Source organism: Hahella sp. CCB-MM4, from assembly GCF_002260525.1.
Classification (GTDB): domain Bacteria; phylum Pseudomonadota; class Gammaproteobacteria; order Pseudomonadales; family Oleiphilaceae; genus Hahella.
In genome coordinates, this window is the sequence record NZ_MRYI01000001.1 from 730,025 (window position 1) to 747,429 (window position 17,405).

The following is a 17,405-nucleotide window of genomic DNA, read 5'->3' on the forward strand; positions in this document are numbered from 1 at the left end:
GGAAGTTACCCTAAGTCCTTTCATGGTATTCACCCAACCGAATTTTCCGGGGTTTGTTGATGCTTCATCTGATATTCACATCTGATTATCTTATAACCTATTACGCCTTCATGCCCCAATTTGACTCCTGTTTGCCCTAAAAAGAAACGGCTCAATTCAAAAACTCAATACCTCTATTCACCATTTCGATTGACCAAATTTACACCACTCTCCAAACTCAATCGCCATTCATCGGTGGATGAGCGTGGCCACCGGATGACAATATCAGTGAGGGTGACACCTGAAATTTCAGGCACAGCCGCCACTTCCAATAAAAGCAAAAACGTTAGCGAAAATAACAATACCGCTGCGAAGGACATTAACCTATAAAGGGGATTTCCTATGATTTTGAACCGACTAGGTAGATTTTTAACCGCCACGACACTCAGTTTTTCCCTCCTCACATCCACTGCGGTGCTCGCCGACACCACTATCCGTATAGGCAACCAGGGTGAACCCTCCTCCCTTGATCCTCACTATCTCAGTGGTGACTGGGAAGACCGGATTATCAGCGACATGTTCATGGGCCTGACGACCGAAGATGCCAAGGGAGATGCCATTCCCGGCGTTGCGGATAGCTGGGACATCAGTCCAGACGGCACCGTGTATACATTCCACCTGCGTGACAGCAAATGGTCAGACGGACAACCAGTCACGGCTTATGACTTTGAATATGCCATGCGCCGCATCATGAATCCTGAAACTGCGGCGGAATATGCGTCGTTGCTTTACGTGATTAAAAACGGCGAAGAGGTCAACACCGGCAAAGCGCCATTGGAGAGTCTCGGAGTTAAAGCTCTGGATGACAAAACTCTGCAAATCACGCTGACAGGCCCTGCACCTTACCTGTTAAGCCTGCTGACTCACTACACCACTTTCCCGATTCCCAAGCACGTTGTGGAAAAATACGGCAAAGACTGGATCAAAAAAGAACATATTGTTTCCAATGGTCCCTATGAGCTGGTTGAGTGGCTTCCCAACACCCACGTCAAACTGACCAAAAACGAAGATTTCTGGGATGTGAAGAAGCTCAAAATCGACAACGTGGTTTATTATCCCCAGGAAGACGGCCCAGCCCTTATCAAACGGATGCGCGCCGGAGAAATCGATGTCCTGTACAAGTTTCCATCCGGTCAGATTGACTGGCTGAAAACCAACATGCCCAAGGAGACCCGTGTAGCTCCTTACCAGGGTGTTTACTACTACCCGATCAATACCCAGAAGCCCCAATTCCAGGACAAGCGTGTCCGCGAAGCCCTTTCCATGGCCATTGATCGCCACCTGATCATGGACAAAGTTCTGAAAACCGGTGAGATTGCGGCTTACAGTATGGTTCCTCCCGGCACCAGCAACTATGGCACGCCTTCCTATACCAGCTGGAAAGAGAAGCCGATGGATGAGCGGATTGCTGAAGCCAAGCGTCTGTTGAAAGAAGCGGGTTATGACGAATCACATCCGTTGAAATTCCAGCTGAAGTACAACACTGACGACAACCACAAGCGTATTGCTATTGCCGTCGCCCAAATGTGGAAAAAAATCGGCGTACAGGCAGAACTGTTCAATTCAGAAGTCAAAGTCCACTACGCAGATTTGAAACAGGGGAACTTCGAAGTTGCCCGTGCAGGATGGGTAGCTGACTATAACGACCCGCAGAACTTCCTGTTCCTGCTGGAAAGCCGTTCCAAATCCCTTAACTACGGTAACTACGAAAATCCCCAGTATGACAAGCTGATGGAAGAAGCTTATATCGAGTCCGACCTGAAAAAACGGGCTCAGACCATGAAACAAGCAGAGGCAATTGCCATGGAAGATCTGCCAATCATTCCTATCTACTACTATGTTTCCAAAAACCTGGTCGCCAACTACGTTGATGGTTGGCAGGATGCCGTCAACGACAAGCATCGGACCCGTTGGTTGAGCCTCAACAAGTAGTTGCTTAAGTGAAATGGCCCCGTTATCCGACAGGATACGGGGCTGTTTTGCTCTTCCATGGCTGCTAACAGCACAGACTTTCACATTCACCGTTTTCCAATCTGACGGATGCGACCATGTGGCATTATTTTTTTCGTCGGTTGCTCACCGCAATTCCGACATTATTGATCGTTATCACCATTGCATTTTTCATGATGCGTATAGCACCGGGAGGTCCCTGGGACCAGGAACGGGCGCTGCCGCCTGAGATCGAAGCCAATATTCTGAAGGCTTACGACATGGATAAACCTTTGGTGCAGCAATACTTTCTTTACCTCGGCAAGGTATTGACCGGGGATTTTGGCCCTTCATTCAAATTCAAGGATTTCAGTGTCAACGACCTTCTGCTGAACGGCTTTCCAGCCAGTCTGCAAATTGGCGGGATTGCCATTTTACTGGCATTAGTCGTCGGGACATTATTGGGCTCAATGGCTGCACTGCGAAAAAACAGTGCGACAGACTATTCGGTAATGACGGTAGCGATGACCGGCATTGCTATTCCCAACTTCGTCATGGCACCAATTCTGACACTCATTCTGGGCGTATATCTGTCCTGGTTGCCCGTGGCAGGTTGGGGGGACGGAGAATTTAAATACAAGATTCTGCCGATACTTTCCCTGGCCCTGCCTCAAGTCGCTTATATCGCAAGATTAACGCGAGGCAGCATGATTGAAGTTCTTCACTCCAACTACATTCGAACCGCCCGCGCCAAAGGTCTGCGCGAGCACTTGGTACTGCTGCGCCATGCTCTGAAAGGGGCAATGCTGCCGGTCGTATCTTACCTTGGTCCCGCTACGGCAGCGGTGATCACCGGTTCAGTAGTGATTGAAACCATTTTTGATATTCCCGGCGTTGGTCGTTACTTCGTCCAGGGTGCCCTCAACAGGGATTACCCGCTGGTGATGGGGACCGTCATTTTCTACGGCATGTTGATCATTATGCTCAACCTGCTGGTGGACGTGATTTACGGACTGCTGGACCCCAAAGTCAGACTGCAGGACTAACCGGGAAAAGGATCAACCTATGATAAAAACAGACAGACTTAAAGCTGTGATACCCGTACTCGACACGTCAGAACCTGAGAGGGAAATCAAGGGACGCAGCCTGTGGCAGGATGCCTGGAGACGCCTCCTGCAAAACAAAGCCGCCGTGGTTTCGATGGTTCTACTGGGAATCATTGCCCTGATGGCTATCTTTGCTCCCTGGCTGAGCCCCTATCCCTATGACGAGATCTATTGGGACTACATTCAATCACCTCCCAACTGGGACACTGCCCATTGGTTCGGCACAGACAGCAACGGTCGTGACCTATTTATCCGCGTACTTTACGGTGCACGGGTCTCTCTTATGGTCGGCTTTCTGGCGACCGGCGTCAGCCTGATCATTGGTGTGACTTACGGCGCGATTGCGGGTTACTTTGGTGGCCGGATAGATAACCTGATGATGCGTTTTGTCGACATCATGTATTCCCTGCCGTTCATGTTCTTCGTCATCCTGCTGATGGTGGTATTCGGACGGAATATTTTCCTCATTTTCATTGCCCTGGGCGCAGTGGAGTGGCTGACCATGGCGCGAATCGTACGTGGCCAGACCCTGTCGGTAAAGCGTAAGGAATATGTGGAGGCCGCTCATGCCGGAGGCGTCAGCAATTTCAAAATCATTATGCGTCACATTATTCCCAATGTACTGGGACCGGTAATTGTCTATGTCACGTTGACAGTTCCCCAGGTCATTCTGACCGAGAGCTTCCTGTCGTTCCTTGGCCTTGGTGTACAGGAGCCCCTGACCAGTTGGGGCGTATTGATTTCAGAAGGCGCTAAATTGATGGAGGTTGCCCCCTGGCTGCTGGTTTATCCGGCCATCTTCCTGGCGGTAACCCTGTTCTGTTTCAACTTTATCGGCGATGGGCTGCGCGATGCCCTCGACCCCAAGGATCGATAAGGAGCGCCGTATGACCAAACCATTACTTGATGTCAGTCATCTGACGACAACCTTTAAAACACCTGACGGTCTGGTGAATGCTGTCAACGATGTGAGTTTTCAGCTTTATCCGGGTGAGAGCCTCGGTATCGTGGGGGAATCCGGTTCAGGCAAAACCCAGGTTTTCATGTCCCTGATGGGGCTTCTGGCAGACAACGGCAAAACCGAAGGTAGTGCCCGTTTCCAGGAACAAGAACTACTGGGACAGCCAATCCAGAAACTGAACAGCCTGCGTGGGAATCAGATTTCACTGATTTTCCAGGATCCGATGACCTCACTGAATCCTTATCTGAAAGTCTCACGTCAGTTGACGGAAGTGCTGATGGAGCATAAAGGACTCTCAAAAAACGAAGCCCGCAAGCGGAGCCTGGATATGCTGGCCAAGGTCGGTATCCCTGAGCCGGAAAAGCGCTTTGATATGTATCCACATGAATTTTCCGGTGGTATGCGGCAAAGGGTCATGATCGCCATGGCGCTGCTTTGTCAGCCCCAACTGCTGATTGCCGATGAACCCACAACAGCATTGGATGTGACGATACAGGCTCAGATCCTGCGGCTCATGGCTGATCTGAAGCAGGAGATGAACACCTCCATTGTCATGATCACTCACGACCTCGGCGTCGTGGCGGGTCTTTGCGACCGGGTGCTGGTAATGTACGGCGGACGAATCGTGGAGGCCGGTCCGGTCAGGGAGATTTTTTACGCGCCCAAACATCCTTATACCAGAGGACTGCTGGCATCCATGCCCCGCCTCGACGAGCAGGGTGAATCTCATCTCAACTCCATACCGGGACAACCACCCAACCTGCAACACCTGCCTAAGGGATGTGCATTCCATCCGCGTTGTCCAAAGGCAGAAGAACGTTGCCGGACTGCGGCCCCTCCGCTACGCCGGGTAGCCAATGAACAGCTTAGCGCCTGCATTCTGGAGACTCCTTATGCTGAAGGCGCTGGTACCGGTATGACGGAGACGATGATATGAGCATGATGCAATCCAATGCGGCACAGCCCGAACAACCGATTCTTTCCGTCAAGGATCTCAAAGTCCATTTTGCTCTGGGTGGCGGCTTTTTCAATCGCACAGTCCGCCACGTCAAAGCGGTTGACGGCGTCTCATTCGATCTGAAGCCTGGCGAAACCCTCGGCATCGTCGGGGAGTCCGGTTGTGGTAAATCCACTCTGGGGCGGGCCGTACTACAGTTGATTTCCCCTTCTGATGGGCAAGTTGTCTGGCTGGGGAATGACATTACCGGACTTCCGTCAAAGGACATGCGCGCCCATCGTCAGAACATGCAGATCATTTTCCAGGATCCGCTCGCCAGCCTGAATCCCAGGCGTACTATCGGCGATATCATCGCGGAGCCTTTGCTTACCTTCCATCCGGAGTTGAACAAAGCGCAACGGAAGAAGAAGGTCCAGCAGATGATGGAGAAAGTGGGCCTGCTGCCACAGATGATCAACCGTTACCCCCATGAATTTTCCGGCGGTCAATGCCAGCGTATCGGTATCGCACGGGCCATGATTCTGCAACCGAAACTGATCGTTTGCGACGAACCCGTATCCGCTCTGGATGTCTCGATCCAGGCCCAGATCATCAATCTGCTGACCGAGCTTCAGAAGGAATTCGGTATGTCATTGCTGTTCATCAGTCATGACCTGTCCGTTGTCCGCCATGTCAGTCATCGGGTGATGGTTCTGTACCTGGGGAAAATCATGGAGCTTGCAGATAAGGAAGAGATTTATCGCTCTCCAAAACACCCTTATACCCAGGCGCTCATTTCCGCAGTACCAATTCCTGATCCAGATCTGGAAAAGCACAAGAACAGCATTGTTCTGAAAGGAGATTTGCCGTCACCGATCAACCCGCCGTCCGGCTGTGTATTCCGGACCCGCTGTCCCTATGCCGAAGAACAATGCCGGGAAACGGTGCCGGTTCTGGAAGGGGTTACCGCCAGCCATCAGGTGGCTTGTGTTAAATGGACGGAATTGGGTAGAGGCTCGTAGATCCGGGTAGACACCCTGAGGGCGCACTTAGGTGCGCCCCTATACTTTTTCGTGACAAGCTTTTCGTGACAAATCATTCTGTGGCAATTCCTCTCTTCCCGGGTATCGTCTTACCATTATGGTGAGCCCTTTCGGCACGGTCCTCAATTCCTGAAACACCTTCTTTCTATTTTCGATAGCCTCTTTTTGATAACCGCTCTTTTTAACTCTTGCTTTTGATAACGGCAATTCTGGATAGCAGCAATTCTTGCCAGCACCAATACCCCACAGCCGCTATCTGGCCTGAGATCGGGCGTCAGAGCCGGTTTGATATTTTCTTGATATTTACTTGAGAATATCTTGACCCTTGCTGGTTGATAATCCTGAAAAACATCCCTTAACCACTTTCAGGATTGATCGGGTCATCATGATGTCTACTCTTTCCCGCTACTTCAGCCGTCAGATCCTGCTGATGCTGAGCGCTATGACATTCGTTCTGCTGGTGACATTCACCAGTACCCGTTTTATCCAGTATTTGTCAGATGCCGCCTTGGGAAAGATATCGGCGGACGTCGTTTTCCCCATCATGGCCTACCGCATGCCGGGATTCCTCGCCATGATCCTGCCGGTTGCGCTGTTCCTCTCCATTCTCCTGGTTTACGGACGCCTGTACATCGACAACGAAATGGCAGCCCTGCGTGCTACCGGTGTCTCCAACTGGCGGCTGATAGGCTATACCGCCTGGTCAACCCTGACAGTCACCGCTGTGGTGGCCCTGTTCAGCCTTTACCTGAATCCGTTGGGACGACAGCAGACAGAAAGCATTCTCAACGATCAGGCCCAGCGCACGGAGTTTGATTTTGTCGTGCCTGGAAAATTCCACAGCACCGGCAACCACCAGCGAGTGTTCTATACCGAATCAAAATCCGACAACAATGATGTGCTGGGAAATGTGTTCATTGCAGAGAAAAATGACCAGGGACAGCTATCCGTCCTGGTGGGAAATCGGGGCAATCTGATCTATACCCCGGAAAACCGGCAACGCTACCTGGTATTGACCAACGGACACCGATATAACGGCGTCCCCGGTCAGAGGGACTACAACAACCTGTCATTTGAGCGCTACGGCATCCTCGTGGAGCCACCTGAAATCAGTGATAAGGATACCCTTGATGAAGCCATCCCCACCCTGACACTGTTAAAAAATAACTCACCGAAAGCCTCAGCCAATCTTCAATGGCGTCTGTCCCTGCCGCTACTGGTACCGGTCGTTGCCCTGCTGGCGATCCCCTTGAGCCGGGTTGATCCCCGCCAGGGACGATTCGCAAGAATTTTCCCCGCGCTGATGATCTACATCTCATACCTGGGATTACTGATCTATGGTCGAAAGGCCATTGAGCAACAGGCTTATCCTGCAGTGATCGGGCTCTGGCCGGTTCACCTGCTTTTCCTCGGGCTGGCAGTGTTGTTGTTTGTCTGGCCGCAGCTTCGCCTGAAACGCGGATCACTCTCCACCAATACAGGCTCTTTGCCTTCTCCCCAAGCCACGTGAACCTCTTACAGGAAAGCCTTGAGCAATATACCCATGCAAAGAATCCTAAGCCAACGACCCGAGTTCAAATTATTCCTGGAGAAGTTTCCTGCAGGCTGCCCCAGTTGGTTGTTCACTCTGTTGGTCTCTGCTTATCTGTTAATTGCTTTCAACGGCAGTTTCTTCACCACTGTGGACAAGCTCCATGGTATGAGCGGTATTGAAAGCCTGACGTTTATGGTGAGCATCTTCATATTTTTCTGGGTGCTGTTTAATTTGATTCTGACATTGGTGGCGGTTCCTTATGTGTTGAAACCCATCACCATATTCATTCTTCTGGCCAGTTCCATTGCCACCTATTTCATGCACGCCTACAACATCATGATCGACAAGAGCATGATTCAGAACCTGATGGAAACCGACCTTCAGGAAAGCCAGGAACTACTCAATCTCAGTGTGGTGTTTTATGTGCTTTTCAAAGGTCTGTTACCCGCCGTGTTGGTCTGGATGGTGCCGATCAGATACGGTTCCATCCTTCAACAGGGGCTTATCAAGACTGCGACCGCATTGATCACCGTATTGATCATCGGCGTTGTGGCCATGTTCTTCTACCAGGACTACGCCTCCCTGTTCCGAAATCACCGCTACATCCGGAATCTCATTGTGCCGGTGAACTACATGTATTCTCTGGAATCCTATGCCAAACAGTTCCTCCCTAAATCCGATATGGCATTCAAACAACTCGCCACTGATGCCCGATTGGGTTCTGCCTGGAATAACGTCAGTGATCGCAAGGTTGTGGCAGTTCTGGTTGTCGGGGAAACCGCCCGCTCCGCCAACTTTTCCCTGAATGGTTACCAACGGGAAACAACCCCCGCGTTGGAAGCCGAGGATATCGTCAGCTTTACCAACTTTTCCTCATGCGGCACTTCCACGGCTGTTTCGGTGCCCTGTATGTTTTCCATCAAAGGCCGTTCCGATTTTGAAAACAGCGAGGAGAGGTATACCGAAAACCTTCTGGATGCTTTGAAGCACGCCGGATTCAGAGTCCTCTGGCGGGACAATAACTCAGGCTGTAAAGGCGTTTGTGATCGTGTGGAATTTGAATCCACCAGCCGGCACCCTGCACCAAGTTTATGTGAGGACGGCGAATGCTTCGACATGGCTTTGCTCGACAGCTTGGAACAGGAGATCGATGCATCCGACAAAAATACGGTCATCGTGTTACATCAAAAGGGCAGCCATGGGCCTGCATATTTCCTGCGTGTTCCCAAAGAATTTCAAAAATATCAGCCCCAATGCCACACCAATCAATTGCAAGAGTGCAGCCGTGGGGAAATCACGAATGCCTATGACAATACAATTCTTTATACCGACCATTTCCTGTCAGAGGTTATTCAATTTCTCAAGCAACGCTCGAACAAATACGATGCCAGCATGATCTATGTCTCCGATCATGGGGAATCACTGGGTGAACACAATCTCTATCTGCATGGGATCCCCTATATGCTGGCTCCCGAAGAACAAACCCATGTGCCCTTTATTCTGTGGATGGCTGATGGTTTTACCAGCCGCTTTGCCATCGACAAAGAATGCCTGATCAACAAACGACAGGATCATTTCAGTCAGGACAACCTCTTCGATTCTGTGTTGGGAATGCTTGATGTGGAGACCGGTATATACCGCAACGACCGGGACATATTCAACGGCTGCCGAGCGCCGTCTAATACCGTTATCGCCCAGCAGAGTGCCTCGTCAGCTCCTCAGCAGAAGGCTCCATCAACCACCCAGGAAAAACTATGATGCAAGATTCTTCACGGGGAATGTCCCATTCATCAGTGACAACCGGATCTCAGCCCAACTTCAAAGGAAATAAAGGGTTGAAAAGGCTGTTGCTGGCAACGGGATACTCTATGCAGGGTTTCATTGCCGGCTGGAAACATGAGGCCGCCATTCGTCAGGAACTGGTATGCACTGCCCTGCTGGTCCCCCTTGCCGTTTATCTTGGAAATACCAGCATTGAGCGAATATTGATGATCGGCAGTGTGCTTCTGGTGCTGTTGGTTGAGTTGCTGAACTCAGCGATTGAAGCCGTAGTGGATCGCATCGGCACTGAGCCGAATGAACTCAGCAAGCGAGCCAAGGATATGGGCTCGGCGGCCGTATTTGTCGCATTAACCATCGTCATTGTCACTTGGGGAGATGTTCTATTTTGACAAGGACCCGCCTCTTTTACTGGTTTTTACCGCTCTTCCTGTTTCTCATCAGCAATCTCCTGCTGGAGTACGAAAATCTGGATATCGAACTGGCCGATGCCATTTTTTCCTGGGAGGGCTATCACTGGTTTCTCCGCAATTTCTGGATAACCAACAACCTTATTCACAGCGGGGGACGCGCATTGGTCGGCCTGCTGGTTGTTCTGGTGCTGCTAGGCCTTGCTTCGACCTGGATTTTTCCCACACTCCGCCACTACCGTCCTGGCCTGATCTACCTTTTTACAGTGGTTGCCTTATCTCTTTCACTGGTTTCGCTGTTCAAACATATCACACATATCAATTGCCCCTGGGATCTACAACGCTACGGCGGAAACTACCCTTACCATCCTTTGTATGATGCAATTTTCAGTACTTCCGGCGGAAGCTGCTTTCCAGCCGGGCATGCCAGTGGCGGTTATGCCTGGGTGGCTCTGTATTTTTTCTGTGTCATGTATAAATACCAGTGGCGGCGTGCAGCCCTGATGTTCGGCTTAATTCTGGGCTTAACTTTCGGTATCGCCCAGCAGCTTCGCGGCGCCCATTTCCTGTCCCACGATATTTGGACACTATGTATCTGCTGGTATACCTCTCTTTCGATTTATCATTTCTTCTTTGCCAGAATGGAGCCGTTGCCCATTGAGGCCAGAAACCTGCCCCCGCCCGTTCATGGCTAAACTTATTCAGAAGATAACCCGTTTCCGGCACTATGATCTTATAACAGCATGACCTTCGCAGCATGACAAGGAGCGCTTTATGGTGGCACCCGTTCAACTCCATAACCGACAACGGCTACTGATTGTTGAGGATCACAAGGACCTTGCGGAAAACCTCTTTGAGTATTTGGGAGAAGACAACTACGACCTGGATTTCGCGGGGGACGGGCTGACCGCGTTACACCTTCTTGCCAACCACTACTACGATGTTGTCATTCTGGATGTCATGTTGCCCGGTGTAGACGGCTTTACCATTTGTCGGAGGATTCGGCAGGACATTCACTCATCGGTACCGGTCATTCTGCTGACAGCCAGGGATTCCATTGAGGACAAGGACGCCGGATTTTCTGCCGGAGCGGATGATTATCTGGTCAAGCCTTTTCACATGCGCGAACTTGAGCTTCGTATCCAGGCACTTTGTCGACGAAACCGGAGCCAAAGCGATCACCTGATTGCCAAAGACGTCTCCTACACGCCGGGAACCTTAACCGTTTCGCTATCCGATAAAACCCGGACAACGTTATCCGGCTATAGCGCGACGATCTTTGAAACCCTGATCCGACAATATCCGGAGTTTGTGTCTTACCAGGACCTCAGTAACAGCTTATGGGGCAACCCAGATGGCGATCCCCATACCATCCGCACCCATGTGTATGCACTACGCAAAACCCTGAAATCCAGTCTCGGAAGGGATATGATAAAAACCCTGCACAGCCGTGGCTACGTTCTGCAGCCTGACGGTAAACTCGGTTAGAGACTCTTGTGATGAGCCCTCTCTCACAAGCATATAGGTAATCAGATCATGGCCCACTCAGTATCCCAAAGGGTAAAGCGCATATTTTTCTGGACCTATTCGGTCAGCGTCGCCCTGGTACTGGTCGTAGCCTGGTGGTTTCTGGAAGACCTTGAAGCCACCACCTTGGAAATGGATAAACAGGCAGAGATAGAGCACTTCCTGAACAGGCACGAAACTGACAAGATTGTACGAATCCAGTCAGCCATGTTGACCCTTGTATACCTGCCGGCCGGACTGGATGAAGTCGAAGAGCTTCCCATCATTTTCCAGGGAATGCCAATTCCCTTTGAGGGGGAAGTTGACTTTCTTGGACAGGATTACCTGGTCATCACCAATCATATTCCCGAAGGTACCTACTTTCTGGCAAAGGATCTGTCATTGTTTGAGCACAGGGAATCGATCATGGTTACCGCCATGATCACACTCGGTGGCCTGGCCATACTCATCAGTTTTATCCTGTCGGTGTTTATCAGCAGAACAATTTCAAAACCGCTGGAACAGTTAACCACCGATATTCGCCGGGCACGGCCGAGTGAAGAGGATGCGCGACTGCCGGTGACCTATAAGGATGCAGAACTAAATGAAATTTCCGGGTCCTTCAACAATTACCTGGACGATATTGACCACCTGATAAAACGTGAACGCTCACTGGTCACTATGGCCAGTCACGAGCTGAGAACGCCGATTACCGTGATATTAGGCGCAGCCGAAGTACTTCAAAACCGGAAGCGCCTGCATCCGGATGATGAAAAGACTCTGTTGAGGATTTCCAACGCAGCCACCACCATGTCGGCCAACATTCAGGCGTTGTTGACGCTGGTCAGGCAAACCAACACGCCTCCTTCAAGTGTTTCCTTTCTTCTTTCTCCCCTGCTGACGGACATCATTAATGAACTGGCCGGGGTGGACGCGTCATTGCGAAGCAGAATTCAATTGGAAACACCCACCACCGAAGTTTCTCTCAAGGCCGACCGAACCATGGTCAGGATTCTCCTGCATAACCTGATCAGCAACGCCTTACATCACAACAAGGGCCAGGTGTTTATCCGCTACAACAACACCACTCTCGAAGTGCTGGACGAAGGTATTAAAGTCGCTCCGCAACAGGCCTCAGCAGACACTTCATCCGCCCAGCACAGCTCAGGCATCGGACTCTATATCGTGACGCTGATTTGTGACTACCTGGGATGGAAGTTCACGCTGGTTTCCACCCCGGAGGGGCAAACCAGCGTGAAGGTACAGCTACCTGCGTCCGAAGCACACTCCCAGGTTCTTCCCTACACGTCCTGATGGAACCCTTCCAGTACGATTTTTCCCCGGGACTGGTTAGACTCCAGTAGCTTATGGGCACGCTTCAGGTTTGCCGCGTTGATCATCCCGAAATGGTTCGCAATGGTGGTCCGCACAAGCCCCGCATCAACCAGTTCTGCGACCCGACTTAGCAATTGATGTTGCTTGATCATGTCTTTCGTCTGGTAGAGCGATCGGGTAAACATCAGCTCCCAATGCAGGGAAACACTTTTGCGTTTAAGTGGCAGCGCACTCAACGTGGTGGGATCATCGATCAGACCGAATTGTCCCTGAGGCGCAATCACCTCCATGATGCTATCAAAATGCTGGTCGGTCTGGTTCAGCGATACCACGTGTGTCACCGTCTCATAACCAATGGCTTTCAGCTGCGGCGCTAACGGTTGGGTATGATCAATCACATGATGAGCTCCCAAATCCAACAGCCAATTTCGGCTTTCTTCCCGGGAAGCGGTCCCGATCACCGTCACAGAAGTCAGCTGTCTGGCCAGTTGGGTCATAATCGACCCCACGCCACCTGCCGCCCCGATAATCAGCAGGGTTTCGTTCGAGTGATATCCGGCACCGGTATTTGGTGCAGAGTTCGCACCAGGTTGATCAGACCAGATTGTCTCGCTACCAAGCCGTAATCGGTCAAACAGCATTTCCCAGGCGGTTATCGCCGTCAGAGGTAACGCTGCCGCCTCACCAAAGACAAGGGACTCCGGCATTTTCCCAACGATACGCTCATCTACGACCTGCAGTTCGGCATTGCTTCCTGGGCGGGAGATATCACCGGCATACCAGACCTGATCTCCAGGTTTGAACAAGGTGACGTCCGGTCCTACGGCTCTGACAATACCGCTGGCGTCCCACCCCAGAACTTTCCACTCTCCTTCCGCAGGAGAAACGCCTTTGCGGATTTTCGAATCCACCGGGTTCACGGATATTGCCCGTACTTCTACCAGCAAGTCGCGCCCACTAACCTTGGGTGCCGGTAGTTCTATATCAAGCAATGATTCTTCATGCTCTATCGGGAGCGCTTGTTGGTAAGCAATCGCTTTCATATGTACCTCTTAATATCTACGTATTCATCTAAATATCTACGTGTTCATCTAAATATCTATATGTTCATCGTTTCGGACATTGTTGGTTCTCGCAAATCTGAGCTTCACTCAAATGAGACTCCGCCGTTACGCCGGTGAATATGCCGGATAGTCCGAATAACCTGTTTCAGTGCCACCGAACAACGTGGCGGAATTAAATTCCGCCAACGGCCAGCCATGACGTAAACGACTCGGCAAGTCCGGGTTGGCGATAAAGGGACGACCAAAGGCGACCAGATCAGCCAGTCCGGAAGATAGAATCTGCTCCGCCTTGGTCTGGTCATAGCGACCCGCCACAATCAGGGATCCGCTGAAGACCTTTCTAAGCTGGTGTCGGAACTCCTCCGGCACCTGGGGAGCATCATCCCAATCCGCTTCTGAAAGGTGCAGGTAGGCCAGAGAAAGCTTATTCAGCTGATCGGCAGCAAACTGAATCGTCTCCACGATTTCCGGACAATCCATTCCCCTGGCGGTGATATAAGGCGCCAGTCGCACGCCGACACGATCAGACCCGACCTCCGATTTCACAGCCTCAGCCACCTCTATCAGAAACCGCACGCGGTTGGGGATGCTGCCACCGAACTCATCGGTTCTCTGGTTGGATGTGCTTCTCAGAAACTGATCGATGAGGTAACCATTGGCGCCGTGGATTTCCACACCGTCGAACCCAGCTTCCATGGCATGACGGGCAGCACGCCGATAGTCCTCGATCACTTCCTTGATTTCCGCAGTGGTCAAGGCTCTCGGCATGGAGCATTCAAGCATCTGCCCTTCACCATTTTCATCGGCTACCCAGACGGTGGCATCCGCCTGAATGGCAGAAGGCGCCACCGGAGCCCCACCGTCATGAAATGATTCATGAGACATGCGTCCCACATGCCAAAGTTGCAGGAATATTCTTCCGCCGGCTTCATGAACCGCACGGGTCACCAGTTTCCATCCCTGAACCTGTTCATCACTGTGTATACCCGGCGTGAAGCTATAACCCTGGCCCTGGGGGGAGATCTGCGTGGCCTCGGTGATAATCAGTCCGGCCCCTGCACGTTGGGCATAGTATTCCGCCATGGTCTGAGTGGGGATATTGCCGGGCTGGGCTGTACGACAACGGGTCATCGGTGCCATGACCATACGGTTGGGAAGGTAAAACTCATTCATCCGGTAGTTTTCTAATAACGTTGCAGTCATGATCACAGCTCCTTTAGCTGGTCCAGGGAATTCAATGAATCAAGTGGTTCAATGTCTTCACGTATGTCTTTGCGTATGTCTTCGCTTATGTCTTTAAATAACGGGATATCCAGTTCAATCAACAACCCCTCCACCAATGGAATAAAGATCTGTATCTGTTCGGCTTCGGGTACCCTGGCCATTTGGTAGGGCAGACCGGTATCTCTGATCAGGGCCAGTACATCCTCCAGTCTGGCCTGGGAGCGGAAGGCAATATGATTAAGTTGGGGCGGTTCGGAAGCCTCCGCGTCCACCATGTGCAATACGGCATCCTTCACCTGATAAAACCAGGCTCCGGGAAAAGAAAAAGGCGGCCGATATCCGGGGGAAAGACCCAATAACGCCACCAACTGATGTCCCACAGGATGACCTGCGGGGGCCGTGACATTGATATGATCGAACTCCCAGTGCACGTTCATGGGTTGGGTTTTCTGATCAGGATCAGAAGAGGAAGTCGTTTTTTCAGTTGGGTGATTCATCATTGTCCACTGATCTTGCAGATTTAAAGATTGAGATCAGGGTATTTCACTGTTAGATTTTGAAAAACCACCAATATTCATAAGCTATTTCAACCAATTTTTGAAAATGAAAGCTCTACAGGATCTCATCATCTTCACCAAAACGGCCCAATTGGGCAGTCTTTCGGCCTGCGCCCGGCAGCTGGATTTAACCCCGGCCGCCGCCAGTGCGGCGGTAAAGAGACTGGAAGCAGAACTCGGTGTGGCTCTCTTCATCCGTTCAACCCGGCATCTGCGTTTGACCCAGGAAGGGGAGGTATTTCTGAGGCATTGCCAGGAAGCGTTACAGATACTGGATGAAGGTAGTCAGGCGATGACTCACGGCGTTGCTGCTGTCCGCGGTACTTTGCAATTATCCGCACCTTCAGATCTTGGCAGAAACATGTTGGTGGGTTGGTTGGACAGCTTTCAACAGCAATATCCGGAAGTGGAAGTACGCTTGCGACTCACTGACCGTATCGCCGACATATACAGCCAGCCGGTGGATCTGGCGTTGCGCTATGGGGAGCCGCCCCTATCCAATCTGGTGGCATTGTCTGTAGCACCGGGGAACCGGCGAATTCTCTGTGCTTCACCGGCGTACCTTGAACAGCACGGCACGCCTGCTGCGCCAGATGAATTAACCCGACACAACTGCCTTTGCTACATGCTGAGCGAATACACGTACAATCGCTGGCGTCTGTTCGGAGAAGACCAGGAATATACGGTGGAAGTTAAAGGTAACCGGGTTTCAGACGATGGAGATGTGGTGAGACGCTGGGCAATAAACGGGCATGGCATCGCTTACAAATCCGCCCTGGATGTGGCCAGGGATCTGGGGGCGGGAAATCTCATTTCTCTGTGCCCTGAATGGCGGGGAGAACCAGCTCCCCTGAATCTGATTTGTGCCGATCGCCGTCAGTTAAATCCTGCGGTCAGGGCATTACATCAGTCCTTAAAAGAACATTGCCGTCAGTTGCTGAACGAGAACGGCCTGCAATACCTCAACAAGCCTTAGGCGACCCATTCACCGCTCTGGGTGTCACCTTTTTCGAAGGCATTGAGATTTTTAACCGTGACTTCCGCAATCGCGGACAACGCCTCCTGAGTGAAAAAAGCTTGATGCCCCGTAATAACGACATTAGGGAAAGTGAGCAGACGCGCAAATACATCGTCCTGTAGCAGGACATTGGAATAGTCTTCAAAGAACAGTTCTGCCTCTTCTTCATAAACATCCAGCCCCAGATACCCCACCTGCTCGGATTTCAATCCATCTATCACTGCCGGAGTGTCAATCAGACCGCCACGACTGGTGTTAATGATCATGACGCCCCGCTTCATCTGTGAGATGGTTTCAGCGTTGATCAAGTGGTGGGTCTGAGGCAACAGCGGACAGTGCAGACTGATAATGTCAGCCTCACGAAACAGGCAGTCCAGCTCCACATATTCCGCGACGCCTTGCAATGCCGGGTTTTCGAAGGGATCACTGGCCAATACTCGACAGCCAAAACCAGCCATGATCCTGGCAAAAGCCACCCCGATTTTTCCGGTACCGATCACACCGACGGTCTTGCCATGCAAATCAAATCCAAGCAAACCACTCAAAGAGTAGTCGTTTTCCCGCACCCGGTTGTAGGCTCTGTGGATATTTCGGTTGAGATCAAGAATCAGTGCGACGGCATGTTCAGCCACAGCATAAGGGGAATATTCCGGCACTCTTGCCACCCGAATACCTGCTTGCCTCGCAGCGTCCAGGTCCACATTATTGAACCCGGCACAACGCATGGCGATCATCCTGACACCAACACTTCCGAGCGTGGCAATGGTTTCAGCATCCAACGTGTCGTTGACGAAGCAGCACACCGCATCAAACCCTTTCGCCAGTACGGCTGTCTGAGGGTTAAGGTGTGCTTCAAAGTAGACCAGCTCGTGACGACTCTGATTGGCTGGTTCCAGATGTTCCTTGTCGTAGGGTTTGGCGGAGAATACGGCGGTTTTCACAATGTCATTCCCAAATGTCTTA

At 51.3% G+C, this 17,405-nt stretch carries 16 protein-coding genes; 12 read left to right on the plus strand and 4 right to left on the minus strand.

Features of this window, described 5'->3' with window-relative positions:
• Nucleotides 1-381: 381 nt before the first annotated feature.
• The 11 genes from BTA51_RS03235 (at nt 382) to BTA51_RS03285 (ending at nt 12,558) form a co-directional block, all read left to right on the plus strand.
• The gene (locus BTA51_RS03235; RefSeq protein WP_094705942.1) at nt 382-1,971 is read left to right on the plus strand and encodes a peptide ABC transporter substrate-binding protein; all 1,590 of its coding nucleotides are present in this window, start codon (nt 382-384) and stop codon (nt 1,969-1,971) included.
• Between the two features lie 116 nt (nt 1,972-2,087).
• Nucleotides 2,088-3,014, plus strand: coding sequence for an oligopeptide ABC transporter permease OppB (gene oppB, locus BTA51_RS03240; protein WP_094705943.1), 927 nt, complete (start codon nt 2,088-2,090; stop codon nt 3,012-3,014).
• A gap of 19 nt (nt 3,015-3,033) precedes the next feature.
• The gene (gene oppC / locus BTA51_RS03245) at nt 3,034-3,951 is read left to right on the plus strand and encodes an oligopeptide ABC transporter permease OppC (protein ID WP_094705944.1); all 918 of its coding nucleotides are present in this window, start codon (nt 3,034-3,036) and stop codon (nt 3,949-3,951) included.
• Between the two features lie 10 nt (nt 3,952-3,961).
• Nucleotides 3,962-4,972 (plus strand): ABC transporter ATP-binding protein, encoded by a 1,011-nt coding sequence (locus tag BTA51_RS03250; RefSeq protein ID WP_094705945.1) that lies wholly within the window; start codon nt 3,962-3,964, stop codon nt 4,970-4,972.
• Nucleotides 4,969-5,994, plus strand: a complete 1,026-nt coding sequence (locus BTA51_RS03255; protein ID WP_094705946.1) for an ABC transporter ATP-binding protein — start codon at nt 4,969-4,971, stop codon at nt 5,992-5,994. The genes BTA51_RS03250 and BTA51_RS03255 overlap by 4 nt, the downstream gene beginning before the upstream one ends.
• A 406-nt stretch (nt 5,995-6,400) precedes the next feature.
• Nucleotides 6,401-7,525 carry an LPS export ABC transporter permease LptF gene (lptF, locus tag BTA51_RS03260; RefSeq protein ID WP_168188033.1) on the plus strand — a complete coding sequence of 375 codons (1,125 nt, stop codon included), beginning with the start codon at nt 6,401-6,403 and terminating at the stop codon, nt 7,523-7,525.
• Between the two features lie 33 nt (nt 7,526-7,558).
• On the plus strand, nt 7,559-9,307 hold the full coding sequence (locus BTA51_RS03265; RefSeq protein WP_094705948.1) for a phosphoethanolamine transferase: 1,749 nt from the start codon (nt 7,559-7,561) through the stop codon (nt 9,305-9,307).
• Nucleotides 9,304-9,720: a diacylglycerol kinase gene (locus tag BTA51_RS03270; RefSeq protein ID WP_371333170.1), complete on the plus strand. Its 417-nt coding sequence runs from the start codon at nt 9,304-9,306 to the stop codon at nt 9,718-9,720. The genes BTA51_RS03265 and BTA51_RS03270 overlap by 4 nt, the downstream gene beginning before the upstream one ends.
• Nucleotides 9,717-10,433 carry a phosphatase PAP2 family protein gene (locus BTA51_RS03275; RefSeq protein ID WP_168188034.1) on the plus strand — a complete coding sequence of 239 codons (717 nt, stop codon included), beginning with the start codon at nt 9,717-9,719 and terminating at the stop codon, nt 10,431-10,433. Before BTA51_RS03270 ends, BTA51_RS03275 begins: the two co-directional genes overlap by 4 nt.
• Before the next feature lie 79 nt (nt 10,434-10,512).
• Nucleotides 10,513-11,226, plus strand: a complete 714-nt coding sequence (locus BTA51_RS03280; protein ID WP_094705950.1) for a response regulator transcription factor — start codon at nt 10,513-10,515, stop codon at nt 11,224-11,226.
• Nucleotides 11,227-11,274: 48 nt separating this feature from the next.
• Nucleotides 11,275-12,558, plus strand: coding sequence for a HAMP domain-containing sensor histidine kinase (locus tag BTA51_RS03285; RefSeq protein ID WP_094705951.1), 1,284 nt, complete (start codon nt 11,275-11,277; stop codon nt 12,556-12,558).
• Here BTA51_RS03285 and BTA51_RS03290 read toward each other — a convergent pair.
• The 3 genes from BTA51_RS03290 to BTA51_RS03300 all read right to left on the minus strand — a co-directional run bounded on the left by BTA51_RS03290 (nt 12,546) and on the right by BTA51_RS03300 (nt 15,367).
• Complete coding sequence (locus BTA51_RS03290; protein ID WP_094705952.1) at nt 12,546-13,622, minus strand: zinc-binding alcohol dehydrogenase family protein; 1,077 nt, start codon at nt 13,620-13,622, stop codon at nt 12,546-12,548. The two genes, BTA51_RS03285 and BTA51_RS03290, sit on opposite strands and share 13 nt — an antisense overlap.
• Before the next feature lie 126 nt (nt 13,623-13,748).
• A complete protein-coding gene (locus tag BTA51_RS03295; RefSeq protein ID WP_094705953.1) occupies nt 13,749-14,846 on the minus strand; it encodes an alkene reductase in 1,098 nt (365 codons plus the stop codon).
• Nucleotides 14,847-14,848: 2 nt separating this feature from the next.
• Entirely contained in the window at nt 14,849-15,367 is a 519-nt protein-coding gene (locus tag BTA51_RS03300; RefSeq protein WP_094705954.1) for a hypothetical protein, read from the minus strand.
• Between the two features lie 103 nt (nt 15,368-15,470).
• Between BTA51_RS03300 and BTA51_RS03305 the strand changes: the two genes are divergently transcribed.
• Complete coding sequence (locus BTA51_RS03305; protein WP_094705955.1) at nt 15,471-16,400, plus strand: LysR family transcriptional regulator; 930 nt, start codon at nt 15,471-15,473, stop codon at nt 16,398-16,400.
• Here BTA51_RS03305 and BTA51_RS03310 read toward each other — a convergent pair.
• Complete coding sequence (locus BTA51_RS03310) at nt 16,397-17,383, minus strand: 2-hydroxyacid dehydrogenase (RefSeq protein ID WP_094705956.1); 987 nt, start codon at nt 17,381-17,383, stop codon at nt 16,397-16,399. The two genes, BTA51_RS03305 and BTA51_RS03310, sit on opposite strands and share 4 nt — an antisense overlap.
• Nucleotides 17,384-17,405: the final 22 nt, after the last annotated feature.